Origin of the sequence: Nonomuraea indica, from assembly GCF_002850745.1 — a bacterium.
GTDB classification, from domain to species: Bacteria; Actinomycetota; Actinomycetes; order Streptosporangiales; family Streptosporangiaceae; genus Nonomuraea; species Nonomuraea indica.
Genome location: NZ_PJOK01000064.1, coordinates 120,513 through 144,450 on the forward strand (window position 1 = coordinate 120,513; position 23,938 = coordinate 144,450).

Sequence of the window (23,938 nt, forward strand, 5' to 3'; positions counted from 1 at the left end):
ATGCCCATGCCCGCGCCGGGCGGGCATGGGCATGCAGGTGGTCCCGCTCTGTGCCGTCCAGCCGCAGGGCCTGGGCGAGGGCGTCCAGGACGCTGTCGGGGACCCCGCCGAGCTCGGCCAGGGGGTGACCGTAGGGCGCGGCCGGGGCTCCACCGTACGTGTCAGCGCAGGTGTGGTTCAGCGCACCGCCCGGCTCTCGGCTCGCAGGCTGGTGAGCGTGACCGTGACCAGCACCGTGACGATGACGCCGAGGGAGAGCAACGTGGGGATCTCGGGCACCCACGCCCACAGGCCGTGCGCCCAGTGCAGGATCAGCTTGACCCCGATGAACGCCAGGATGACGGCCAGCCCGTGGTTGAGGTGCCGCAGCTTGGCGAGCGCCCCCTTCAGCACGAAGTACAGCGCGCGCAGGCCCAGCAGCGCGAAGGCGTTGGTGGCGAAGACGAGGAACGGGTCCTCGGTCACCCCGTACACGGCGGGCACCGAGTCGACGGCGAAGACGATGTCGGTGGCGAACACCGCCACGGTGGCCAGCGCCAGCGGCGTCACGGCCGGCCTCCCGGCCTCCCGGACCACCAGCCGGAAGCCGTGGTAGTCACGGGTCACCGGGACGAAGCGGCGCAGCAGCCGGACGCTGCGCATGGAGTCGATGTCGACCTCCTGCTCGCCGCCCCGCACCGCCTCCCTGAGCACCTTGCCGGCCGTCACGATGAGGACGGCTCCGAACAGCAGGAACGCCCATGTTCCGCTCTGCAGCGCCGCCGCCCCGAGCGCGATGAACACCGCTCGGAGCACCAGCGCCCCGACGATCCCGTACAGCAGCACCCGCTGGGCCAGCTCGGCCGGCACCGCGAACGCCGCCAGCAACAGCATGAACACGAACAGGTTGTCCACCGACAGCGACTTCTCCACCACGTAGCCGGTGAAGAACTCCACCGCCGTGGTCCCGCCGAACGCCCCCCACAGGTAGGCGCCGAACGCCACCGGCAGCACCAGGTAGAACACCGACCACGCCACCGCCTCGCGCATGCGCACCTCGTGCGGGCGGCGGGTCAGCACGATGTCGATGGCCAGAAGCAGGAGCAGGGCGGCGACGGTGACCCACCACAGGCCGGTGGACGCGATGCTGTCCGGACCGGACGCAGCCAGAACTGTCCCCACGGGCATGAAACCTCCTCGAACGTCACTCAGTCGTTCGAGGTCTCCTTCACCCGGGGGTTACGGGCGGCCGTCCGGGGACGCTCGGTGCGTCCGTACTGACCGGAGCGGCACTTGGGAAGTACTCCCCTCGCCAGGCCCCAGGGTAGGTCAAGTGACGCGGGCACACCACCCGTACTTGAAATAATATGTAGAGCGGTCTACTTTGGCGGGGTGGGACAGAAGGGTTCGGAGACACGGGACCGGCTGCTCGACGCCACCCAGGAGCTGATCGAGACCGGAGGATACCTCGGGGCCGGGCTCAACCAGGTGGTCGCCGCCAGCGGCGCACCGCGCGGCTCCCTCTATTTCCATTTCCCCGACGGGAAGGACCAGCTGGTCGGCGAATCCGTACGGCGGGCCGGCCGGGTGATCGGCGGCGCGATGGACGACCTCGCCGGCTCCAGCTCCTCCGTGACGGAGTTCGTCGAGGGCGTGCTGCGCTACCTGGGCGACCGGCTGGAGGAGTCGGGCTGGCGCAAGGGCTGCCCGGTGGCCACGGTGGCACTGGAGATGGCGGCCACCAGCGACCCGCTGCAGCAGGCCTGCTCGCAGGTCTACACCGACTGGGAGGCGGCCCTGCGTACCCGGCTGGAGGGCCGTCCGGACGCCGACGACCTCGCCGTGACCATCCTGGCCCTGGTCGAGGGGGCCCTGCTGCTGGCGCGGACGCATCGCAGCAGGGAACCGCTGAGCCGGGTTTCCCGCCGGATCGCCGCACTGCTGAACTGACCGGACAGGCCCGCCCAGCTGGGTGGGCCTCTTTTCTGGCCAGAAAATATGTAGACCGATCTATTTTTGGAGGGTCCATGGACGCGATCGTCTTCGGCGCGACAGGTTTCATCGGCCGGTCCCTGGTCGCGGAGCTGCTCGGCAGAGGACAACAGGTGGTGGCGGTCGTACGGAACGACACGCTCACCCCCTGGCTGAAGTCCCGGAACGTCGGCACCGGCGGGCTGACCGTCGTCACCGCCGACATCAGCCGGCCGCTCACCGGAGCCGGGCTGCCCGGCGCACGCGACGTCTACAACACCGCCGGCCGCTACTCCTTCGGCCTCGGCGTGCCGGAGGCCCGGGCGGCCAACGTGACCGGGGCGCTCAACGTGCTCGACTGGGCCGCGACGCTCCCCGGTCTGCGGCGCGTCGTCCACATCAGCGGATACCGGGTCAGCGCGTCCGACGCCCAGCCCGACTACGCCAGGCTGGGGGCCTACGAGGCGTCGAAGGTCGAGGCCGACCACGCGGTGCGCACCCGCGCCGCCGAGCTCGGGCTCCCGCTGACCATCGCCAACCCCAGCAGCGTGATCGGGCCTGGCCAGTACATCGGCCTGGCCGCCCTCGTCAAGGACCTGTGGAACGGGCGGCTCCCGGCGCTCCCCGGAGGCCCCGACGTCTTCGTGCCGATCGTCACGATCGACTACCTCGTCGGCTTCCTGGCCGAGATCCCCGCCGCACCGGCGGGCGAGCACTACTGGGTGCTAGACGACACCACTCCCCTGCTGCCCGAACTGATCAGCACGATCGCCGGCCACCTGGGCGTGCGGGCGCCCCGCCGGACCATCCCGGTGGGTCTCGTACGCCGCCTGCCGCGCGGCCTGACCGGCGCCGATCCCGAGACGCTGTCGTTCCTGTCGTCCGACCGCTACCCGACGGCCTCGGCCCGCGCGTTCGCGGCGGCCGCCGGTCTGGAGCCACCTCCGGCCGTCGAGGCCCTGCGCGCATGGGCCGACGACCTGGTCGCCACCCGCTTCGGCGCCGCCTCACCCTGGCTGCGACCGTACGGCTTCCGCTCCGTGGCGGGCAGCCGCACCTGGGTGGCCGGCGAGCGGGACCGCCCGGCCCAGGTCCTGCTGCACGGCCTGCCCATGAACGCCGACCTCTGGGCGCCCGTCGCCGCGCACCTCCCGGGACCGGTCCTGGCCCCCGACCTGCCCGGCCTGGGCCGGTCCGCCCCCGCCGACGGGCGGACCGACGCCTGGCTGGCCGAGCTGCTGGCCCCGGTGCGAACCCGGCCCACGCTGGTCGCGCACTCGCTGGCCTGCGGTCCCGCGCTCCGCTTCGCCGTCGAACATCCCGAGCGCGTCAGCCGGCTGGTCCTCGTCTCCCCGGCGTTCCTGCAGGCGCCCGGCCCGTGGCTGAACCGCTCGCTCCTGGCCGTCCCGATGCTGCGCCGCATGTCCGCCGCCCGCCTGGCCGCGACGCTGGGCCTTCCGGAGGGGCCCGAGGTGGCGAGCGCCGCGACCGACCTGCGCCGGCCCGGCGTGGCCCGCCGGGTGGTCGCGGCGCTGCGTGCGGCCTCGGCCGCCCGTGACCGGTCACGGGCACTGCTGGACCGGGTGAGCGTCCCGGTGCAGATCGTCACCGGCTCGGCCGACCCGCTGACCGTGGACACCGGCCACCCGGTGGCGGAGATCGCGGGGGCCGGCCACTATCCGCAGCTCACCCACCCGGCCCGGGTCGCCGACCTCATCGGCGGGGGTTCTCTCCGCTGAGCGAAGAAGGCCGCTGCGACGGCAGCGCCGGCGACCACAGGCGGGATGCCCCCGAGAGTCAGGCCGGCGGCCGGGCGAGTTTGGCGGCCACGGCGTCGAGGACCCAGTCCAGGCCGGTCGCGAAGGACTCCTCGGCGTCCACCTCCGTGCCGTCGTGCACGAGCTTGGCCAGCGCCGGGAAGCGGCCCGTGGCCAGCATCCGCATCACATGCGGGCCGGAGGCGCGCTGCCAGTCGCGCTTGGACAGGCCCGTGGCGCGCTCGGCCCGCAGGTTCGCGATCTCGCGCCTGATGGCGCCGGTGAAGTAGGCGCTGACGGTCTCCACGGCGCCCATGACCGTGTCGAGATCGGCGAGGCCGTCGAGGGCGGCCAGCGTGGCCTCGGTCACGGCGAGGGCGTTCGGGCCCAGGGCCGGACGGCCGCCGAGCAGGTCGGCCAGCCATTCGTGACGGAGGGCGGCTTGCCTGGTGCGGACGGCGCGGATGCGCAGGACCTCCCGCCAGTCGCCGGGCTGCTCCCCGGGGAGGATCTCGGCGTGGACCTCGTCCACCATGAGGTCGAACAGCTCCTCCTTGGTGGCGATGTATCCGTACAGCCGCATCGGGCCGACGTCCAGCCGGGCGGCCACCTTGCGCAACGACACCGCCTCCAGCCCGCCCTCGTCGGCCAGCGCGATGGCGGCGGCGACGATCCGCTCCCGGTCGAGCGGCGCCGGGCGAGTCGGCGGCTCCGGCCGGTCCCACACAGTCATGGATACATCGTACGGTTCCGATACGCTGTATCGTCATGAGACATCGTATCGCGGTGGTCGGAGGCGGCCCCGCCGGCCTCACCTTCGCCCGCGTCCTGCGCCGCCACGATCACTCCGTCACCGTCCTCGAACGCGATCCCGCCCCCGACGCGCGGCCCCCGGGCGGCACCCTGGACCTGCACGAAGGGCTGGGGCAACTCGCGCTGGACAAGGCGGGGCTGCTGAAGGAGTTCCGGGCGCTGTCCCGTCCCGAGGGCCAGTCCATGCGCATCCTGGACACGGACGGGACCGTGCTCCGCGACTGGCGGCCCCGTCCGGATGACCGGGCCAACCCCGAGATCGACCGCGGGCAACTCCGTGACCTGCTGCTCGGCCCCCTGGACGTCCAGTGGGGGCGGAGCGTGACGGACGTGGTGCCGGGCAGCCGGGACGGCGTGCTGGTCCATCTCGCGGACGGGCGACAGGAGACGTTCGACCTCGTGGTCGGCGCGGACGGCGCCTGGTCCCGGGTCAGGCCGGCGGTCTCGTCCGCGACGCCGCACCACACCGGCGTCACGCTGGTCGAGACGTTCCTGGACGCGGTCGACACCCGCCACCCCGACCTCGCCCGGCTGGTCGGCGACGGTTCCGTGGCCGTGTACGGCGTGAACCGCGCCCTCGTCGCCCAGCGCAACAGCGGCGGTCACGTCAAGGTGTACGCCCTTTTTCGCGCAACGCTGGACCGGCACCCGGACCTGGACCGGCATGCGGGCCCGCACCGGCATGCAAGCCTTGACACAGACCTGGACACAGACCTGGAGGCGGGTTCGGGACGGGTCGACGTCGAGGCCGTGCGATCAAGCCTGTTGGCCCTGTTCGACGGTTGGGCCGCTCCCGTCCTCGACCTCCTCCGCCACGGCACCGCTTTCGTCCGTCGCCCCCTCTACGTCCTGCCCGTGGCCCACACCTGGACCCACGTACCCGGGGTGACGCTCCTGGGCGACGCCGCCCACCTGCTGCCCCCGTTGGGGGTGGGCGCGAACCTCGCGATGCTGGAAGGCGCCGAACTCGCCGAGTCCGTCGCCGCCGCCCCAGGCCCTGGCGACTTGGACGCGGCCGTCCGCGCCTTCGAGGAGCGGATGTGGGCACGGGCCGGCAGGTGGGCGAGGATCACGGCGGCCGGTCTGGAACGCCTCGTGAGCCCCGACCCCGCCGAAGCCCTCGCCCTCTTCGACGAAGTCCAGCCATCCTGATCGCCGGACGCGGGTCATTCCGCCCTTCTCCAGAGCACGACCGCGGCGAGACCGGGCACGCACGGGAGGACCAGCAGCCAGCCCAGCAGCGGCGCGAGGCCGACATCGCCCGAGGTGTCCCGGACGGTCAGCGCGGCGACCGCGAGGCAGGCCGCGATCGCGAGCAGCCCGGTCGCCAGCGGGCGGGCCCAGCGCACGCCGGCCCGGAGGGCCCAGATCGCGCCGAGCCAGCCGAGGAGTCCCAGTACCCCGATCACGGACAGGATCGTCACGTAGGCGGTGATGGCGGCGTCGACGGCGTCGGGCCCGTAGGCCGGATAGCCGGCCCTGACGTGGTCCGCCAGGACGGTCGTCGTGGCCCGGTCGACGAACGGGAAGATGGCCGCGATCGCGGTGAGCGCCGCCCCGACGCACATCATCGCCACGGGAAGCCGGTTGCGCGATCTCTGCTTCGACGCCGTCATGGCCTGGGTTCCTTCCATGGATTTGTGACAGTCACTGTCTTGAGCAAGTGACTCTAATGACGGCGTTTCAGGCAGTCAATGTCATTTGAGAGTGACATTCTTCAGCGTGCGACTGCCTGCTACTCTGATCGCATGAACGGGCTTCGCGAGCGCCGGCGCATCAAGGCCATGCGCTCCATCCAGGAACGCGCCCTCGATCTGTTCGACGAGAGAGGGTTCGCCGCGGTCACGATCGAGGAGATCGCGGCCGCGGCCGAGGTCTCGCCGTCGTCGGTGTACCGCTACTTCGGCACCAAGGAAGGGATCGTGGTCGCCGACGAGTTCGACAGGATGAGCCCGGAGGCGCTCAAGGACGTCCTGGACCCCGGCGATCCCATCGGCAGCCTGCTCCAGGCCGTCCTCGCCTACGAATCCGCACCGGAGGGCGCCGCCGGTTCCGACGGCGACGGCGAGGGCCCGCACGCCGCGAAGAGCCCGTGGCGCAGGGTCCGCTACTTCTTCACCGAGCCGTCGGTCCGCACGGCCGTCTGCGCCACTCTCGACCGCGCGAGCCGGCGGATCGCGCCACTGATCGCGGCGACCGGCGAGCTGACCGAGACGCAGGCTCGCGTGACCACCAACGCCCTCGTCTTCGGCTACTTCGCCGCACTCGAACAGTGGTACCTCGACGGCGGCGACCGCCCCATCGCCGCCTACGTCGAGGAGGGCATGCGCCCCCTGCGCGGCATCTGGCCCGCCCCTGGCCACGGACACCCCGCCTAGAGGCCGGGGGCCGTCGTCCCAGGAGCCTCGGCGGCCGCCTGCCGGGCGGGCCGCCGATGCCGCCCGCGGAGTCCGCCGCGAGGCCGGGCGGGAATCACGGGCCGTGGCGGCGCTCACCCATGGCCGGCTCGCCGAGGCTCGTCTCGTGCGCGGCGGAGTACGGGTCCCGCCAGGCGGCGACGGCGCGGCGGGTGTCCTCGGCGACCAGATCGGCGTTGACGTGGGCCGCAGCGTTGGCGCCCGCCGCCGCCGCGGCGCCGACCTGGGCGGTCAGGTCGGTGACGTTGCCCGCGACCCACACGCCGGGCACCTCGGTGCGGCCGGTCGGGTCGGCGGGGACGTGTTCGCCGACTCCCAACGGGTGTTCGACCGGCCGCAGGCCCAGCTCCGCCAGGAAGGCGACCCGCGCCGTCATCCGCGACGAGACCGCCAGCACCTCCCGGCCGGCCACCGTGCCGTCGGCCAGGCGGACGCCCACGAGCCGGTCCCCGGCGACCTCCAGGGCCGCCACCTCGCCGGTCACCACGCGGATCCCGCGGGCGGCCAGTTGCTCCTGCTCCGCGTCGCCGGGCGGCGGCATGGTGTGGGTGAAGAGGGTGACGTCGGCGCTCCACTGTCTGAACAGCAGCGCCTGGTGCACCGTCAGCGGCCCGGACGCCAGCACGCCGATGGCCCGGTCGCGGACCTCCCAGCCGTGGCAGTACGGGCAGTGCACCACGTCCCTGCCCCACCGGGCCCGCAGCCCCGGGACGTCCGGCAACTCGTCGACCAGCCCGGTCGTCACCAGCAGCCGGCGCGCCCGGACGGCCCGCCCGTCGGCCAGCGCCACCGCGAACCCGTCGCCGTCGCGCGCCACCGCGCCGACCTCGCCGGACACCACGTGGCCGCCGTACCGGCGGACCTCGGCCCGGCCGCGTTCCACCAGCTCGGCCGGGGGGATCCCGTCCCGGGCGAGCAGCCCGTGGACGCCCGCCGCCGGGGCGTTGCGCGGGGATCCCGCGTCGATCGCCGCCACCGACCGCCGCGCCCGCGCGAGCTGCAGCGCTCCGCTCAACCCCGCGGCGCCTCCGCCGACCACCACCACGTCATAGCTGCCGCCCAGCTCATCGGTCATCGTGACCACCTCCGTGACCACCATGCCGACCATGTCACAACAGCGGCAAACTCTCTTGCCGATCCGGCAAATCGGTCGATGGAGACCACGGCCCGATCGCGTCCCTCGACCGTCCAGCACGCAGGCGCTCCGGCGCGTCCGGGCCGATCCGCTGACGGCCGTGCTCCCTTACGGCCGTCCGGCGAGGGCCTGGAGGGTCCCGGCGCCGCCGGGGTCGCGGTCCGTGCTGACCGGGACGATCGCCACCTCGTCCACCCCCGCCGCCGCGTAGGCCGCCAGCTGCTCCCGCGGATCGCCGAGCAGGGCGACGGAGGCCACGAGCTCGTCGGGGACGGCGGCCAGCAGGTCGCGCGGGTGCGGCCGGGTGCGGGCGAACGCGACGACGTCGCCGAATCCGGCCTCGGCGAACATCTCGCCGTAGCCGGGAGCGGGCAGGTAGCCGACGACGGCGCGGCGTACCCGGTCCACGGCCTCGCGGTCGGGGTCGGCGGCGGCCGTGACCCAGGCGGTGACGGGCACGTCCGGGTCGGCGGCGCGCAACCGGGCGACGAGCCGCCCGGCGGAGACGGGCGTGACGAGGTTGAGCACCATGCGGTCCGCCAGGGCGGCGGTGCGGACGGCGGAGGGGCCGAAGGCGGCCACCGCGAGCCGGGAGCGGGGGGCGGGCAGGCGGAGCCGGTAGCCGGTGCTGCGCACGTGGGTTCCGGTGAAGTCGGACCTGTCGCCGTCGAGGAGCGGCCGGAGCGCTCGTACCGTCTCACGCAGCGCGGCGGCGGACCCGGCGCGGGAGCGGCCGTGCCAGCTCTCCACGACCATCGGGCTGGACGTGCCCACGGCCACGTCGACCCGGCGGCCGGTGACCGAGGCGACGGAGGCGACGCCCATCGCGATCATCATCGGGTCGCGGACGGCCACCGCGAGCGGGCCCACGGTGAGTCCGATCCGGTCCGTGGCCAGGCCGATGGCGGTGGCCAGGGCGAAGGCGTCGTAGGTCGCCATCTCGCCGACCCAGAGGGAGGGGTAGCCCAGTTCGTCGGCTGCGCGGGCGGTCAGCAGGGCCTCCTCGGCCGGGCGGTCCTGCCACAGCCCCAGGGACACGGACAGGTTCATACGCGCTCCAGCAGGACGGCCGAGCCGGAACCCGCCGCGCCGCTGACCGCCGCGACTCCGTAGCGGGCGCCGCGGCGGTGCAGCTCGTCCACGCAGGCGGCGATCAGGATGGCGCCGGTGGCGCCGAAGGCGTGGCCCATGGCGATGGTGCCGCCGTTGACGTTGAAGCGGTCGTCGCCGACCCCGAGGTCCCGCTGGAACTTCAGGCAGAGCGCCGCGAAGGCCTCGGCGAACTCGAAGACCTCGACGTCGTCCGGCGACAGCCCGGCCTCGGCCAGCACCCGCTCGACCGCGAGCTGCCCGGCGGTGAGCATGGTGACCGGGTCGCCGACGGCGGTGGCGGCGCCGGCGACGCGGGCCAGCGGCGGCAGGTCGAGGTCGCGGCCGACGAGCACCAGCCCGGCCGCGTCGCAGAGGCTGGGCGAGGTGCCGCGGGTGTGCAGGTGGCTGACGGAGTCCAGCTCGGGCAGGTGCCTCAGGACGATCTCGTCCTGGCCGGGGGTCGCGGCGAAGGCGGGTTCCATGGCCGCGAGCGCGCCGAGCGTGGTGCCCGGCCGTACGTGCTCGTCGTGGGTGAGGTCGCTCACGGGGACGAGCGAGCGGGCGTGGCGGCCGGCGGCCCAGGCGTCCGCCGCCAGGGTCTGGGTGCGCAGGCCGTACGCGTCGAGCTCCTCGCGGGTGAAGCCCTCCAGAGTGGCGACGGTGTCGGCGGCGACGCCCATGTGGAGCGAGCCGACGGGCAGCGACCACAGCGGCCCGCGGTCGGAGAACATCGGGACGCGGGAGACCGACTCGACCCCGCCCGCGACCACGGTCCGGCGCGAGCCGGACGAGACGAGTGCGGCGGCGGTGCTCACGGCGTCGATGCCGGAGGTGCAGAAGCGGTTGAGCGTCATGCCGGGCGAGTCGAAGCCCGTGGTCAGCGCGGCGGTGCGGGCCAGGTTGCCGCCCTGGTCGCCGTGCTGGCCGGCGCAGCCCACCAGGAGATCGTCCGCCCCCCGCAGCCCGGTGCGTTCCACGAGGGCGGCGAGCAGGCCCTCCAGCATGGCGAGCGGTGTGACGTCGGCGAGGCCGCCGCCGGGGCGCGCCTTGCCGCGCGGGGTCCTGACGCACTCGTAGACGTAGGCCTCGCTCATCGCAGCTGCTCCGCGCGTACCCAGGTGGCGTGGAAGCCGAGCGGCACGCGCTGCGGCAGCAGCACGCGGGCGACGGGCCCGTCGGAGATGCGCGACGCGTCGAGGATCTGGACCTCCGAACGGCCGGCGGCCGAGTCGGTGGCGAAGGTGACGAGGTAGCCGTCGTCCTCGCCGGTCGAGCCGTCGCGGGGCGCGAAGGGGGCCTCGCTGCCGTAGACGCCGGGGCCGTAGGAGTAGGTCTCCTTGGTTCCGGTGACGTTGTCGTAGCGGACCAGGCCGTCGAAGAGGTTGGTCTCGGCGTCGGCGACGGAGACGTTGTAGGCGTAGCGGGTGCGGTAGCCGGTGGAGCGGGCGTCGATAGAGGGGAACTCGGTGTTGTGGTTGCCGTCCACGTACTCCTCCGAGGTGCGCCCGGTGCGCAGGTCGAAGCGGTAGCGGTACATGCGCGCGTCGAGCTTGAGGTAGGCGATCATGCGGGTGAGCGGCGAACCGCCGCCGTGGGGCGCCGGGCGGGAGACGCGGCAGACGTCCATGACGATCTCCTCGCCCTCCTCCCAGGCGTTGACCACGTGGTAGATGTAGCAGGGCCTGGCCTCGAACCAGCGCACCTGATGGCCCCGCCTGGGGATCACGCCGAAGCGTGCGGGCAGCTCGCGGTCGAAGGTGAGCTTGTAGCGGCCCTGCCGGGCGGCGTCGAGGTCCTGGTAGAGCGGCAGGTCCATGAGGATCGCGTGGTTCTCGGTGATCGCCATGTCGTGGGGCAGCCGGGCGCCCGGCAGGTCCAGCTCGACGCAGTGCTCGACCGCGCCGGACCGGCCGACGACGCCGTAGCGCAGGTACGGTGGCCGCGGCCCGTAGTCGAACCAGAACAGCTCGCCGGTGCGCTCGTCCACCTTGGGATGGGCCATGAAGTCGCCGTCGAGCGTGTCGAGGAAGGTGTCGACGCCGAGCGTCTCCAGGGAGAGCGGGTCCAGGGTGTACGGCGTGCCGCACAGGTACCAGGCGGCGAGGACCTTCCCCCGGTGGAAGATCACGTCGGTGTTGGCCGTGTCCTTGTACGGCAGGCCGCGCGCGTTGCCGAACGGGTTGCCCTCGGGGTTCTCCATGACGCCTGTCCACAGAGACCTGCCGGCGGCCGACTCGGCCTCGAAGGCGCGGGTGCGGATCCAGCGGTTGCGGTAGCGGGCCCTGCCGTTCTCGAAGTGCACGGCGTGGACCATGCCGTCGCCGTCGAACCAGTGGTAGCGCCCCTTCATCGGATAGCGGGCGTTGGGCCCGTTGCGCAGGTAGACGCCGTTCAGGTCGGCGGGGATACGCCCGATCACGGTGAGCTCGTCGGCGGTGACCTCGTCCTGGACCGGGGCGTAGACGCCCAGCAGGTACGGGTTCTGCTCCCCCGACTCGTCCATCATCACGACACTCTCGGCCATGACCGGAAGCTACGATAGAAGAAGCCAGGTGTCAACGTTGACGTGCTGGCTTCGGCTTTCGTAGTGTTCGGCCATCACCGATGGGAGTCGCGATGACGCATTCCGCCGATCGGATCGCCCGCTACACCGCCGAGGGCTGGTGGACGGCCGAGACCATCGACCAGCTGCTCAGGACCCAGGTGGCGGCGCGTCCCGGCGCCACGGCCGTCGTCGACCCGCCCGACAAGACGATCGGACCGCCGAAGCGGCTGACCTGGGCGCAGCTCGACGCGGAGGTCGGCAGGCTCGCCGGCGTGCTCCATGCCCGCGGCGTCGGACCGGGCGACGTGGTCGCCATGCAGCTGCCCAACAGCGTCGAGCTCGTGGTGAGCTTCCTCGCGATCGTACGGCTCGGCGCCACCGTCACCCCCTTCCCCGTGCAGTACCGCGAGTACGAGCTGGCCCAGCTGCTGCCGTTGTCGGCCGCCACGCTCCTGGTCACGGGGCCCGAGTCGCGCGCGCCGGAGGGCACCCCGACGCTCTCGTGGCCCGCCGACCTGGAAGGCGTCACCGGTCCCGAGGCGCCGCGCCGCGTCGCCGATCCGGCCGAGCGGGTCACGATCTGCTGGACCTCCGGCACCGAGGCCACGCCCAAGGGCGTGCCCAGGTGCCACTACGACTGGCTCGCCGTCGCCGCCATCTGCACCGCCGCGCCCGCCCTGAGCGCCCGCGACGTGATACTCAACCCCTTCCCCATGGTCAACATGGCCGCCATCGGCGGCGTCCTGCTCCCCTGGCTGCGCACCGGAGCCGTGCTGGTCCAGCACCACCCCTTCCACCTGCCCACCTACCTGGCGCAGATCGCCGACGAGAAGGTCACCTACACGCTGGCCCCGCCCGCCCTGCTCTCCCTCCTGCTGCACCAGGGCGTGACGGTCGCGGAGTCGCTCACCAGGATCGGCTCGGGCTCGGCGCCGCTGCCGCCGCCCATGGTCAAGGGCTGGCAGGAGCGGCACGGCATCGCCGTCATCAACTTCTTCGGCTCCAACGAGGGCGTCACCCTGCTCTCCGACCCCGAGCGCATGCCCGACCCCGAGATCCGGGCCCGATACTTCCCCCGCCCCACGATGCCGGGAGTGCGGGTCAAGCTCGTCTCGCCGGACGGCGTGGAGATCACCGAGCCGGGGACACCGGGAGAGCTGCGGCTCAGCGGCCCCACCGTCTTCGCGGGCTACCTGCCCGGCACCGCGGCCCTCGACCCGTTCGACGAGGAGGGCTACCTGCGGACGGGCGACCTGTTCGAGATCGCCGGCGACGAGGGCCAGTACCTGCGTTACGTGGACCGCGCCAAGGACATCGTCATCCGCGGCGGCATGAACATCTCCCCCGCCGAGCTGGAGTCGCTGCTCGCCGGTCATCCCTCGATCGCCGAGGTGGCCGTGGTCGGCTACCCCGACGAGGTGCTGGGAGAGAAGGTCTGCGCGGTCGCCGTCCCCAAGGGCGAGATCTCCCTGGAGTCGGTGGTCGCCTTCCTCCGCGACAAGGGCATCGCCTCCTACAAGCTCCCCGAGCGGCTGGAGCTGGTGGACGCGCTGCCCCGGAACCCGGTCGGCAAGATCCTGAAGCGGGAGCTGAAGCTGTGATCCGTGTCCTGGGCGGCTACCAGACCGACTTCGCCCGTTCGGGTGTGGGCCTGTTCGACCTGCTCCACGAGTCCTGTCTCGGCGCGCTGGCGGCGGCCGGCGTGCCCGCGGAGGACGTGCAGGTGGCCCATGTCGGCAACCTGGCCGGTGAGCTGTTCGCCGGCCAGGCGCACCTCGGTGGCATGGTCGCCGCCGTCCACCCCGCGTGGGCGATGCTGCCCACGTCGCGGCACGAGGCGGCCTGCGCCTCCGGGTCCATGGCGGTGCTGGCCGCCATGGCCGACCTGGAGGCGGGCCGGTACGACGTGGCGCTGGTCGTGGGCGTGGAGGTGATGCGCAACGTCGGCGCCAAGGAGGCCGCCCGGAACCTCGGCTGCGCCGCCTGGGCGGGGCGCGAGGCGACCTCGGCCGACTACCCGTGGCCGGCGCTGTTCGCCGAGATCGCCGAGGAGGTGGACGCGCGCTACGGACTCTCCCACGAGCACCTGGCGCGCATCGCCGACGTCAACCACGGCAACGCGCTGCGCAACCCGCTCGCCCAGACCCGCTCGTGGACGTTCCCCGACGGCTGCTTCGACGAGGACGACGAGCTCAACCCGGTCGTCGAGGGGCGGCTGCGCAAGTACGACTGCGGGCGCATCACCGACGGGGCCGCCGCCGTCGTGCTCGCCTCCGACCGGTACGGCGGGCGCGGCCCCGTCATCTCGGGATGGGGGCACCGGACGGCGCCGATGCTGCTGAAGGACAAGCTGGCCGTGCGGGAGCCGTACCTCTTCCCGCACCTGCGCCAGGCGGTGCTCGACACCTACCGGCGGGCCGGTCTCGACGGTCCCGCCGCGGTGGACGTGATCGAGACGCACGACTGCTTCACCATCACCGAGTACGTCGCCCTCGACCACCTCGGTCTGACCCCGCCCGGCGAGTCGTGGCGGGCGATCGAGGCGGGCGTGATCGACTTCGACGGGAGCCTGCCGGTGAACCCGTCAGGCGGCCTCATCGGCCTCGGCCACCCCGTGGGAGCCACCGGCGTGCGCATGCTGCACGACGCCGCCCGCCAGGTCTCCGGTACGGCGGGCCCGTGCCAGGTCCCGGGCGCCCGCACCGCGCTGACGCTGAACATCGGCGGCAGCTGCACCACGGTCGCGCTGTTCGCCGTCACGGCGGCCGACGACTGACCACCGGCCGCCGTCACCCGGTCGCGTCGCGCTCCGGCAGGGCGAAACGCACCCGTTCGCGGCTGATCGCCTCGCCGCAGGAGCAACAGCGCAGGCAGGGACGGAACGGCAGGCCGCACGCCTGATGGGTGACACGCAGGTCCGTGTCGGGCGGGCCCGTGTACCACCGCTGCGCCCAGTCCACGAGGAAGGCGAAGATCCCGAAGAAGTCGAGGCCCTTGTCCGTCAGGTGGTACCTCGGCCGCGCGCCCGGCTCCTCCACCTCCAGCACGCCGAGATCCGTGAAGCGCCGCAGCCGGCTCGACAGCACGGACGGCGCCACCCCCAGCTCCCCCTGGAAGTCGGCGAAGCGCCGCAGCCCGAGGAAGGCCGCGGCCAGGATCACCGTGCTCCACCGGTCGCCCAGCACCTCGAAGGTCTCCGGGAGGTACGACAGCGGGTCGGCCGCGCCCCTGACCGTCCTGCGGTGCAGGCGCGGCACGGTCACCTGCGCGAACGTGGCCGCGCCACGGACCGTCGCGGTGTCGCGCGCGGTCACCGGGGCGTGGCCGCAGCTCGCGCACCCCAGCTCCACGTCCGCGCGCTTGCCGCAGGCCGTGTGGACCAGCTCGGGCAGCCCGTGCCGCCTCGGCACCCACCTGCGCTCCCACGACCAGATCTCCACCAGCACCGGCCACAGCTCCACGGCCCGCTCGGTGAGCCGGTATTCGGTCCTGGTGCGGCCCTCCTCGCGGTACGGCACCGGCTTCAGCAGGTCGCCCGCGACCATCTCCTTCAGCCTGTTCGCCAGCACCGACTCCGACATGCCGAGCTCGTCACGCCAGTCGGCGAAGCGGCGCACGTGCAGGAGGAACGCACGCTGGAGGATCAGCAGGGTCCACTGGTCGCTCACGGCCAGCAGCGCCTGCCCGATCGCGCTGGGGCGCTCCACTGCGCACTCCTTCACCCGATTGACTTTCGTTATGAGAGTACCGGGCCCTCCTTCCTCCGGCGGGTTCCGGTGGACACGGCGGGCGTGTCACCGGAGGGGGCGTCGGTGACGTGGCAGGCGCCGGAGGCGCGGAACGGCTCGGCGAGCTGGGCCAGGTAGCCGGTGGGGTAGTTCGGTTTGGCGGCCATGCCGAGCTGGTCGGAGGTGAAACGACGGTCGGGGTCGTAGGAGAAGGTGCCGAGCAGGTGGTCCCAGATCAGGGTGAACAGCCCGAAGTTGACGTCGCCGATGCCGGCCCACTTCAGGTGGTGGAAACGGTGCCCCTCGTTGAGCGCGAGCACGTACGTGAGCGCGCCGACGCGGTAGTCGGCGTTGGAGTGCTGGAGCAGCAGCTGGACGGCGACGATGACGGCCAGCGCGGAGGCGACGTCGAACGGCAGCCCGATGAGGACGAGCGGGGCGACGCCGACGGCCATCTCCAGGGTCTGGTGCAGAGGGTGCTTCATCAGGCCGTTGAAGCCGTAGAAGCGCTTGATCGAATGGTGGACGGCGTGGAAGCGCCACAGCACGCCGATCTTGTGGCTGGCGTAGTGAGTCAGCGTGATGCCGAGGTCGGCGATCAGGACCGCCCCGAGGACCTGCAGCGCGAAGGGCCAGGAGCGCGGCCACACGTCGGCGACGGTGACGGTGGCGGCCAGCAGCGGGATGACTCCGACGCTGACGAGCAGCAGCAGTTCGTTGACGCCGGCGTGCGCGACGTCGCGGCCGCCGTCACCGGCCGCCCTGTTCCAATCGGCCTCGTACGGCAGGACCCGTTCGGCGGCGAAGGAGCAGCCGATCGCGGCCAGCAGCAGGCCGACGAGCCAGAGCTTGGAGCCGCCGGAGGCGGCCACGGCGACGGCGGCGCCGTTGACGCCGAGCAGCATGAACGGCACGTAGCCGTAGCGGATCAAGGTGCGATACATGCCGTCCAGCGTCGCGGCGACGGGGCGGGCGAGGCTTGGACGGATCCGCTGACCTCGCCTGAGAACCTGTCCGCCGCGCCGGGGCGGACGGCGTGCAGCAGGCGCGAGGGGGCCATGCCGAACATCTCGCGGCAGGCACGGGTCAGGTGGGAGCTGTCGGCGAATCCGGCGCCATGGGCGGCCTCGGTCAGCGTGGCGCCGCCGCGCACCGTCTCCATGGCGTGCAGCAGCCGGGCCCAGCGCCGCCAGGCCGGGTACGGCAGGTGCAGGTGCTCGGCGAACAGGTGACCCAGCCGGCTGGCCGACAGGCCCACGCGGGCGGCCAGTTCCTCCAGCGGCAGGGGGCCGCTGATCAGCTGCGGGATCGCCTCCAGAGCGCGGGCCAGCGCCACCGGAAGCCGCTCACGCTCCCGGTCCGACGCGGCCGAGCAGAGCACGGCCGGCACCGGGGACACCGCAGCCCCGGGTGTGCCCGGCCGTGGACCGGCCGCGGCCTGCCAGGTTCCCACCTCGGCGGCGTCGCCGCTCGCGGCCACCCGGGCGGTGGCCGCCCGGCCGGCACGCCCGGCCGGATCGAGGTAGGCCAGGAGGCCATGCGCGCCCGGAGCGGCGCGCAGCTCGTGCCGGTGACCGGCGGGAATGATCGCGGCACTCACCTGGCGCTGGTGACCGCGCCGGTCGGCCAGGGTCACCTCGCCGCCGAACACCAGGAGAACCTGGACGGCGGCGTGCGCGTGCGGGGCGGCCGAGCCGATCCCGCCGGTGAAGGCCAGCAGTCCCGGCGCGGCGGTCGCCGTTCCTGCCCAGCTCACCGCAGGGGAGCCGCCGCTCGCCGGGCGACGCCGGCCCGGCGCTCTCTCCCCCATCACGCGATCCTGCATATCGCGATTATCGGTGCGAACTTTCGGTGATGCGTCACACCGCCGTCGCCGGCGAGCGGCCCCGGACTAGGCAACTGCGGCCCGACATGGCACGATCTCGCAGGTGACGAGCAGTTCCACCGCGGCGCAGCGCCTCACCGACCTCGCCCGGCTGCGCCGCGTCCGCGACCGGATCGACCGCGAGTACGCGCAGCCCCTGGACGTCGAGGCGCTCGCCCGCGGCGCGCACATGTCGGCCGGGCACCTCAGCCGCGAGTTCAGGCGCGCGTACGGCGAGTCGCCGTACTCCTATCTGATGACGCGGCGCATCGAGCGGGCGATGGCGCTGCTGCGCCGCGGCGACCTCAGCGTCACCGAGGTCTGCTTCGCGGTCGGCTGCTCGTCCCTGGGCACCTTCAGCACCCGCTTCACCGAGCTGGTCGGCATGCCGCCCAGCGCCTACCGGCGCGAGGCGGCGGACTCCGCGGCGGGGATGCCGTCGTGCGTGGCCAAACAGGTGACCAGACCGATCCGGTCTCGACAGGCGGCTGGCCCGTGACGCTCTTCGGCGGCGTCCCGGCCGCGGCGCACGCTGATGCCACGGGCTGCGTCCCGGCGAGCGATTTCTTCGGGATCGTGTCGATCCGCGGGCCGCTCGTTCGACGTGTGGGTGCGAGGGACGAGAAGCGGCCCCGCCGGACGAGGAGGACGCGATGCCGAAGTACCTACTGATCATGCGCGGCACCGACGAGTCGAACGCGGCCATGATGGCCGACATCGACGAGGCGATGGCCACGACCCGGCAGTTCATCGAGGAGATGGCCAAGGCCGGGGTTCTCCTCGCGGCGGAAGGGCTCGACGATCCGGGCCAGGGTGTCGTGGTCGACTTCAGCGGTGAGGCCCCGGTGGTCACGGACGGGCCGTACGGCGAGACCAAGGAACTGTTCGGAGGCTTCTTCCTGCTCGACGTCGCCTCGAAGCAGGAGGCCATCGAGTGGGCCAAGCGGGTTCCGGCGGTCCCCGGGTCCAAGATCGAGGTCCGGCGGGTGCCGGGGAGCGACGAGGTCCCGCAGGTCGGCTAGTGATCGCCAAGGGCCGGGCGCGAGAGCGAGGGCCGGATCTGATGGGCGCGGCAGACGTCGAGGCCGTCTGGCGGATCGAGTCGGCGCGGATCGTCGCCGCGCTGACCCGGTTCACCGGCGATTTCGGGCTGGCCGAGGACGCGGCCCAGGAGGCGGTGGCCGAGGCGCTGGTGTCGTGGCCGTTCGCCTCCCCGGCGAATCCGGCCGGCTGGCTGATGGCCACGGCCCGGCGGCGGGCGATCGACGCGATCCGCCGCAGGACCGCCCTCCAGGACCGGTACGTCCTGCTGGCGGCCGACCTGGCGAGCGGCTCGGCGGGCGGCTCGGCGGGCGGCTCGGCGGGCGGCGGAGACATCGATCCCGACAGGATCGATGACGACGTGCTGGCGCTGATGTTCGTCAGCTGCCACCCGGTGCTCTCCCCCGAGACCCGGGTGGCACTGACCCTGCGCGTGGTCGGCGGCCTGTCCAGCGAGGAGATCGCCCGCGCGTTCCTCGTACCCGTGCCGACCGTGCAGGCCCGCATCACCCGGGGCAAGAAGACGATCGCGGCGGCCGGGGTGCCGTTCGAGCTGCCGCCGGCCGCCGAGCGCCGGGAGCGGCTGGGCGGCGTGCTCAGCGTCCTCTACGTGATCTTCACCGAGGGGTCGACGGCCACGTCGGGCGACCGGCTGCTGCGCCCCGACGTCGCGTACGAGGCGATCCGGCTGGCCCGCACGCTGGCCGCGCTGCAGCCGGAGGAGCCGGAGGTGCACGGCCTGCTGGCGTTGTGCGAGCTGACGGCCGCGCGTTTCCCGGCCCGGACCGGCCCGGACGGTTCGCCGGTGCTGCTCGACGAGCAGGACCGGCGGCGGTGGGACGTCTCGGCGATCCGTCGTGGACTGGCCGCGCTGGCCAAGGCGTCGACCCGCGGCCTCGGCCCCTACGGCCTGCAGGCCGCGATCGCCGCCACCCACGCGGCGGCGCCCTCGGTCGAGGCGACCGACTGGGACCGGATCGTGGTGCTCTACGAGGCGCTCGGCCGGGTCGCGCCCTCGCCGGTGGTCGAGCTCAACCGGGCCGTCGCCGTCGCCATGGCCTCGGGCCCGGCGCAGGCCCTGGCCATCGTGGACGAGCTGATCGCCTCGGACCGGCTCCCCGGCTCGCACCTGGTCCCGACCGTACGCGGTGAGCTGCTGGCCCGGCTCGGACGGCGAGCGGAAGCGCGCGCCGAGCTGGAACTGGCGGCCCGGCTGTGCGCCAACCGGCGCGAACGCTCAGTACTGCTGAGCAAGGCCGCCACGCTGAGCTGACGCCGCCGGCGAGCGATCGCGCGCAGGAACCCGCTCGCCCCCACGGCGCGCACGTGGTGGCCGAGGTCGTCAGCGCACGATCTCCCTCGTCGGCATATCTGGTTGTTCGCTACAACTATGTGGTTGTATGGTCGAACCATGGCGGATGATCGCGAACTCCAGGAGGCCGTGGCCCGGTTCGTGCGGGCCTTCGGTCTCCACCGGCCGGACCAGACCCCGTGCGGGCAGCCCATCCCCACCTCGGAGGCGCACGCCCTGGGCGAGCTGGCCAGGGACGGCGCGTTGCGCCAGAGCGAGCTGGCGCAACGGCTGCGGCTGGAGAAGAGCACCACCAGCCGGCTGGTCACCCAGCTCATCAACCGCGGCTGGGCCGAGCGCGCCCCCGCGCCCGGTGACGGGCGCGGGGTGCTGGTCGAGCTCACCCCGCACGGAGTGAATGCCGCGGCCCGCCTGGCCGAGGCCAGGGCGAAGCGGTTCTCCGCCGTGCTGGACCGTGTCCCCGAGGGCGAACGCGCCGGCGTGCTGCGTGCCCTGACCATCCTCACGGAGGCCATCGATGAAACATGAGAACCGGCGCCTCCAGGCGCTCCTTGCCGCGCTCGCCCTCGTCGTCGTCGCCGCGACGGCGTACGTGCTCATCAGCCGGAACGAGCAGGCGCCGGCCGCCCGGCAGGCCGAGATCGCGGCCAACAGCCGGACGGTGATGCCGTTCGACCTGGAGCGCACCACGCACCGCTTCGCCAAGGCCGCCACCGGCGGCGTGCAGACCGTCACCTCCGACGACCCCGGCGACGCCGGACAGGTCGCCCTGATCCGCGAGCACCTGACCGCCGAGGCGGCGGCCTTCAGCAAGGGCGACTACGGTGACCCCGCCTCCATCCACGGCGGCGAGATGCCCGGCCTGCGCGAGCTCGAGGCGGGCCATGACCGCATCGACATCCGCTACGCGGAGTCCCCCGCCGGGGCCCGGATCACCTACACCACCTCCGACCCGGCCCTCCTTCAGGCGCTGCACGCCTGGTTCGACGCCCAGGTCACCGACCACGGCCGGCACGCCGAACACGGATGACTTCCCCGCCTGGGCGATCCTTCCTCCGGAGAGCAGGATCGGTCCCCGTCCGGGCCGCCGACGCGACCTCTCGTTCGCACGCTGCTCGACCGCCCTCCGCGGACCTGCTGGTCAGGCCCGGGTGAGGCCGAGCGTGGCGATGAGGTCTTCGTGGAGCTCGAACCAGACGCGATGGCAGGAGTCGACGTCGCTGCGGTCGACCCAGCCGCCCTCCCCCGCCCGGGCGCGCGCCAGGGCCGCGGTGAACCGCGTGTCGTATCCGCGGAACCGTGTCAGGACGCTCCCGAGCCTGCCCGCGAGTGACGCGAGCGCGCGATCGAGGCCGGCGAGCTCATGGAGGATCCTGGCGTCCCAGGCGGCGTCGGAGTGGTCGTTGGCGGCGAGCCGATCGCCGGCGGTGGGCCGGAGCTGCCAGTCGGTGCAGGCTCGGAGCAGGAGGGCGTTCAGCGGGAGGAACTCGCGGTGGACGGCACGGACCTCCTCGGCACCGCCGACGTGGGTGAGCTCGGCCGCGAGCTGCCGCTCGTTCTCGGCTCGGCCCGCTTCGGTCAGCGACCAGCCTCCGGTGCCGGCGAAGGAGGTGTGCTCCACCCAGCCGCGCGCCTCGGCGTCGAGGAGCAGCTCGCGCGTCTCGGCCGCGTCGAGGCCGTAGCGGTGTGCGATCACCGGAGTCTCCGCGAACCCGGTGATGCGCACGGCGTGCAGGGCCAGGAGGGCGGGCGGGGAGTCGTGGGTCACGAGCCGGCGTCCTGTCGTGCGGTCAGGCGGGTGTAGTGCTGCTGGCACGCCTGCGGGGAGTTGAATCCCAACGCGTCCGCCATCTGCGCCCAGGTCAGCCCCGCGCTCCTGGCCGAGAACAGCAGGGCCGATTCGAGCCCTTCGACCTCGGCGCGCGCGGCGGGCAGGAGGGTGAGCGCGCTCAGCACGTCCTCCGGGTCGAGGTCGGTGTGGCGCCAGACGGCGAACTGCACGAGGTCGATCGCCGCGGGCGGGGCGGGCGGGGGACGCCACGGGCGGGGGGCGAGCGCGTCCGCGCCCAGGCTCAGGAGACGCTCACGCGCGTCCTGCTCACGTCGAGCCAGAACGTGGTCGGCGCGCTGATCGAGGTCCTTGTTGCGTTCCATGTGACTCACGATGCATAATCAACGAAATTTTGTCAACAAAACGTTGAAGGCGAGCGTGGATGACCATACCCCTCATGGAGGCCGCCGCCGGCACCTGCGGCGGCAAGGCCGGCACACTCGGCGCGTTGCTGCGCGCGGGTCTGCCGGTTCCCGACGGCTTCGTCGTCCCGTTCGACGCCCACCTCGCCGCCGTCCGCGACCTGGACCTCGCGCGGATCACCGGGGAGCCGGACGGCCCCGCTGCGGCACGGCAGGCGATCATGGCCCGCCCGCTGCACGCCACGGTCATCGACGCGCTGGGACGCGCCCTCGACGACCTCGGCGATCCCCCGGTGGCGGTGAGATCATCGGCAGCGGGCGAGGACACGGCCCGGGAGTCGGCGGCCGGCCAGCACGAGAGCTTTCTCGCCGTGCACGGAGTCCACGAGGTCGCCGACGCCGTACGCGCCTGCTGGGCCTCGCTGTCGTCCCCGCGCGCCGTCGCCTACCGGGCCGCCTCCCGCCGCGACGACCCGCCGTCCGCCGAGCCCGTGATGGCCGTCATCGTGCAACGCCATCTGGACGCCGAGTCCTCCGGGGTCATGTTCACACCCGCGGGCCAGGACGACCCCACCGAGATCGAGGCGTCCTGGGGCCTGGGCCCCAGCGTCGTCGGAGGCACGGTCACCCCCGACGCCTACCACGTCGCCGAGGACGGCACGGTCACCCGTGCCATCGCCGACAAGCGGACCCGCCTCGACCGGCGTGGCACGCGGCTCGTCGTGAGCGACGTGCCCGCACACGCCCGGCGCCGACCGGCGATCGACGACGAGACCGCCGCGCGGCTCGCCGAGCTGGGCAGGCAGATCGCTGACGTACTCGGCGGGCCCCAGGACATCGAGTGGGCGATCGCCGACGGCCGCACCTGGGTCCTGCAGGCACGGCCGATCACCGCCGCGCCCCCACGACGGCCTTCGTCGTACGGCGCCACGGACGTCCCGGCCGCCGCACTCACCGGGGCCCCCGGCAGCCACGGGACCGTGACCGGCCCCGCGAGGATCGTCCGCGGCCCCGGCGACTTCGCGCGCGTGCGCCCGGGCGACATCCTCGTCTGCCCCTTCACCGACCCGGCGTGGACACCGCTGCTGCGCATCGCCGCCGGCGTCGTCACCGAGACCGGAGGCGTCCTGTCCCACGCCGCGATCGTCGCCCGCGAGCAGCGCATCCCCGCCGTCCTCGGCATCGCGAACGCGACAGGCAGGCTCCACGACGACACGCTCATCACCATCGACGGCACCACGGGCACCGTTGCGGCGGCCGGCGCCTGACCGATGCCCGCCGAAGGCGGACCCGCCCAGGGCATCCCGGAGCCGAACCCCCGCCGACGAAGCGAAAGGAGCGGGGCGAGCGGGCCCGCACCGGCCCCGCGCCCCGAGCGCTGATGACAACACGACACCTCTACCTGGCGCGCCACGGTGCGGCCGACGCGCACGGAGAGCTCACCGACATCGGGCACCGGCAGGCGGGCCTGCTGGGCGAACGCCTCGCCGGCGTGCCGATCGACGCGGTGTGGCATTCACCGCTGCCACGCGCCGCGGCGAGCGCGCACGAGCTCGCCCGGCATCTCCCGGACGTCCCCGTGGCCGAGGCGGCGGAACTCGTGGACCACGTGCCCTACGTTCCCGGCCCGGCCGAGACACCCCCGTCCCGGGCCGGCTTCTTCGACGGCCTCGACGACACCGAGGCGGCCGCGGGCCGACGGCTCGCCGAGGCGCTGGTCGCCCGGTTCGCCAAGGCCCCCGACGCGACCACGGAAGGGACCCGGCGCGACACGCACGAGGTCCTGGTGACGCACGCCTTTCAGATCGCATGGCTGGTGCGGCACGCACTGGACGCGCCGCCGTCCCGGTGGCTCGGTCTGAACAGCGCCAACACCGCACTGACGGTCATCGAGTACCGCACCGGCCTGCCGCCGGCGATCGTGATGTTCAACGACATGAGCCACCTCCCGGCCGACCTGCGCTGGACCGGATTCCCCGCAAGCGTGAGGCCATGAGGCGACGACCCCGGCCGCGTACCGGAGCGCAGCCCCCACCACGGTCGCCGAGTCCGGGCCCGCCCCGGGGCACGCGCGAGGCAGGCGGGTCCAAG

Annotated in this window: 25 protein-coding genes; 13 read left to right on the forward strand and 12 right to left on the reverse strand. The window is 73.3% G+C overall.

Annotated features, from left to right (window positions below; genetic code table 11):
* Positions 1 to 177: 177 nt before the first annotated feature.
* Complete coding sequence (locus CXR44_RS36955; RefSeq protein WP_101790804.1) at positions 178 to 1,167, reverse strand: TerC/Alx family metal homeostasis membrane protein; 990 nt, start codon at positions 1,165 to 1,167, stop codon at positions 178 to 180.
* A gap of 204 nt (positions 1,168 to 1,371) precedes the next feature.
* On the opposite strand from CXR44_RS36955, the gene CXR44_RS36960 reads away from it, so the two are divergent.
* Together CXR44_RS36960 and CXR44_RS36965 are read left to right on the forward strand one after the other, a co-directional pair.
* A complete protein-coding gene (locus CXR44_RS36960; protein ID WP_101790805.1) occupies positions 1,372 to 1,929 on the forward strand; it encodes a TetR/AcrR family transcriptional regulator in 558 nt (185 codons plus the stop codon).
* Positions 1,930 to 2,006: 77 nt separating this feature from the next.
* Positions 2,007 to 3,689 carry an alpha/beta fold hydrolase gene (locus CXR44_RS36965; RefSeq protein ID WP_101790806.1) on the forward strand — a complete coding sequence of 561 codons (1,683 nt, stop codon included), beginning with the start codon at positions 2,007 to 2,009 and terminating at the stop codon, positions 3,687 to 3,689.
* Positions 3,690 to 3,747: 58 nt separating this feature from the next.
* Here the strand turns inward: CXR44_RS36965 and CXR44_RS36970 are convergent, their stop codons facing one another.
* Positions 3,748 to 4,440 (reverse strand): TetR/AcrR family transcriptional regulator, encoded by a 693-nt coding sequence (locus tag CXR44_RS36970; protein ID WP_101790807.1) that lies wholly within the window; start codon positions 4,438 to 4,440, stop codon positions 3,748 to 3,750.
* A 35-nt stretch (positions 4,441 to 4,475) separates the two neighbouring features.
* On the opposite strand from CXR44_RS36970, the gene CXR44_RS36975 reads away from it, so the two are divergent.
* Positions 4,476 to 5,672: an FAD-dependent oxidoreductase gene (locus tag CXR44_RS36975; RefSeq protein WP_101790808.1), complete on the forward strand. Its 1,197-nt coding sequence runs from the start codon at positions 4,476 to 4,478 to the stop codon at positions 5,670 to 5,672.
* A gap of 14 nt (positions 5,673 to 5,686) precedes the next feature.
* Here CXR44_RS36975 and CXR44_RS36980 read toward each other — a convergent pair whose 3' ends face one another.
* On the reverse strand, positions 5,687 to 6,136 hold the full coding sequence (locus tag CXR44_RS36980; RefSeq protein ID WP_101790809.1) for a hypothetical protein: 450 nt from the start codon (positions 6,134 to 6,136) through the stop codon (positions 5,687 to 5,689).
* A 132-nt stretch (positions 6,137 to 6,268) separates the two neighbouring features.
* Here CXR44_RS36980 and CXR44_RS36985 point away from each other — a divergent pair, with 132 nt between their 5' ends.
* Entirely contained in the window at positions 6,269 to 6,898 is a 630-nt protein-coding gene (locus tag CXR44_RS36985; protein ID WP_101790810.1) for a TetR/AcrR family transcriptional regulator, read from the forward strand.
* Between the two features lie 94 nt (positions 6,899 to 6,992).
* On the opposite strand, the gene CXR44_RS36990 is transcribed toward CXR44_RS36985, so the two are convergent.
* From CXR44_RS36990 to CXR44_RS37005, 4 genes are all read right to left on the reverse strand, one after another.
* Positions 6,993 to 8,012: an NAD(P)/FAD-dependent oxidoreductase gene (locus tag CXR44_RS36990; RefSeq protein WP_101790869.1), complete on the reverse strand. Its 1,020-nt coding sequence runs from the start codon at positions 8,010 to 8,012 to the stop codon at positions 6,993 to 6,995.
* A gap of 168 nt (positions 8,013 to 8,180) precedes the next feature.
* On the reverse strand, positions 8,181 to 9,122 hold the full coding sequence (locus CXR44_RS36995; RefSeq protein WP_101790811.1) for an LLM class F420-dependent oxidoreductase: 942 nt from the start codon (positions 9,120 to 9,122) through the stop codon (positions 8,181 to 8,183).
* Complete coding sequence (locus CXR44_RS37000; protein ID WP_101790812.1) at positions 9,119 to 10,258, reverse strand: acetyl-CoA C-acyltransferase; 1,140 nt, start codon at positions 10,256 to 10,258, stop codon at positions 9,119 to 9,121. Before CXR44_RS37000 ends, CXR44_RS36995 begins: the two co-directional genes overlap by 4 nt.
* Positions 10,255 to 11,688, reverse strand: a complete 1,434-nt coding sequence (locus CXR44_RS37005) for a carotenoid oxygenase family protein (protein ID WP_101790813.1) — start codon at positions 11,686 to 11,688, stop codon at positions 10,255 to 10,257. Before CXR44_RS37005 ends, CXR44_RS37000 begins: the two co-directional genes overlap by 4 nt.
* Before the next feature lie 92 nt (positions 11,689 to 11,780).
* On the opposite strand from CXR44_RS37005, the gene CXR44_RS37010 reads away from it, so the two are divergent.
* Positions 11,781 to 13,310: a class I adenylate-forming enzyme family protein gene (locus CXR44_RS37010; RefSeq protein ID WP_245899892.1), complete on the forward strand. Its 1,530-nt coding sequence runs from the start codon at positions 11,781 to 11,783 to the stop codon at positions 13,308 to 13,310.
* On the forward strand, positions 13,307 to 14,485 hold the full coding sequence (locus tag CXR44_RS37015) for an acetyl-CoA acetyltransferase (protein WP_101790815.1): 1,179 nt from the start codon (positions 13,307 to 13,309) through the stop codon (positions 14,483 to 14,485). The genes CXR44_RS37010 and CXR44_RS37015 overlap by 4 nt, the downstream gene beginning before the upstream one ends.
* A gap of 13 nt (positions 14,486 to 14,498) precedes the next feature.
* On the opposite strand, the gene CXR44_RS37020 is transcribed toward CXR44_RS37015, so the two are convergent.
* Genes CXR44_RS37020 through CXR44_RS37030 form a run of 3 tightly spaced genes read right to left on the reverse strand, consistent with a single transcriptional unit; the run spans position 14,499 to position 17,262 of the window.
* A complete protein-coding gene (locus CXR44_RS37020; protein ID WP_144070220.1) occupies positions 14,499 to 15,416 on the reverse strand; it encodes a winged helix-turn-helix transcriptional regulator in 918 nt (305 codons plus the stop codon).
* A 29-nt stretch (positions 15,417 to 15,445) separates the two neighbouring features.
* Entirely contained in the window at positions 15,446 to 16,381 is a 936-nt protein-coding gene (locus tag CXR44_RS37025; protein WP_101790817.1) for a sterol desaturase family protein, read from the reverse strand.
* Positions 16,366 to 17,262 carry a helix-turn-helix domain-containing protein gene (locus tag CXR44_RS37030; RefSeq protein WP_245899894.1) on the reverse strand — a complete coding sequence of 299 codons (897 nt, stop codon included), beginning with the start codon at positions 17,260 to 17,262 and terminating at the stop codon, positions 16,366 to 16,368. Before CXR44_RS37030 ends, CXR44_RS37025 begins: the two co-directional genes overlap by 16 nt.
* Positions 17,263 to 17,365: 103 nt before the next feature.
* Between CXR44_RS37030 and CXR44_RS37035 the strand changes: the two genes are divergently transcribed.
* From CXR44_RS37035 to CXR44_RS37055, 5 genes are all read left to right on the forward strand, one after another.
* Positions 17,366 to 17,800 carry a helix-turn-helix transcriptional regulator gene (locus CXR44_RS37035; protein WP_101790819.1) on the forward strand — a complete coding sequence of 145 codons (435 nt, stop codon included), beginning with the start codon at positions 17,366 to 17,368 and terminating at the stop codon, positions 17,798 to 17,800.
* A 154-nt stretch (positions 17,801 to 17,954) separates the two neighbouring features.
* Entirely contained in the window at positions 17,955 to 18,323 is a 369-nt protein-coding gene (locus tag CXR44_RS37040; protein ID WP_101790820.1) for a YciI family protein, read from the forward strand.
* Between the two features lie 41 nt (positions 18,324 to 18,364).
* A complete protein-coding gene (locus CXR44_RS37045) occupies positions 18,365 to 19,615 on the forward strand; it encodes an RNA polymerase sigma factor (protein ID WP_101790870.1) in 1,251 nt (416 codons plus the stop codon).
* Between the two features lie 138 nt (positions 19,616 to 19,753).
* Positions 19,754 to 20,182, forward strand: coding sequence for a MarR family winged helix-turn-helix transcriptional regulator (locus CXR44_RS37050; RefSeq protein WP_101790821.1), 429 nt, complete (start codon positions 19,754 to 19,756; stop codon positions 20,180 to 20,182).
* On the forward strand, positions 20,172 to 20,684 hold the full coding sequence (locus CXR44_RS37055; protein ID WP_219602233.1) for a hypothetical protein: 513 nt from the start codon (positions 20,172 to 20,174) through the stop codon (positions 20,682 to 20,684). The genes CXR44_RS37050 and CXR44_RS37055 overlap by 11 nt, the downstream gene beginning before the upstream one ends.
* A 111-nt stretch (positions 20,685 to 20,795) precedes the next feature.
* On the opposite strand, the gene CXR44_RS39890 is transcribed toward CXR44_RS37055, so the two are convergent.
* Entirely contained in the window at positions 20,796 to 21,422 is a 627-nt protein-coding gene (locus tag CXR44_RS39890; RefSeq protein ID WP_101790822.1) for a transcriptional regulator, read from the reverse strand.
* Entirely contained in the window at positions 21,419 to 21,808 is a 390-nt protein-coding gene (locus tag CXR44_RS37065; protein WP_101790823.1) for a DNA-binding protein, read from the reverse strand. Before CXR44_RS37065 ends, CXR44_RS39890 begins: the two co-directional genes overlap by 4 nt.
* 59 nt (positions 21,809 to 21,867) lie before the next feature.
* Between CXR44_RS37065 and CXR44_RS37070 the strand changes: the two genes are divergently transcribed.
* A complete protein-coding gene (locus CXR44_RS37070) occupies positions 21,868 to 23,115 on the forward strand; it encodes a PEP/pyruvate-binding domain-containing protein (RefSeq protein ID WP_101790824.1) in 1,248 nt (415 codons plus the stop codon).
* A 113-nt stretch (positions 23,116 to 23,228) separates the two neighbouring features.
* Complete coding sequence (locus CXR44_RS37075; protein ID WP_101790825.1) at positions 23,229 to 23,843, forward strand: histidine phosphatase family protein; 615 nt, start codon at positions 23,229 to 23,231, stop codon at positions 23,841 to 23,843.
* Positions 23,844 to 23,938: the final 95 nt, after the last annotated feature.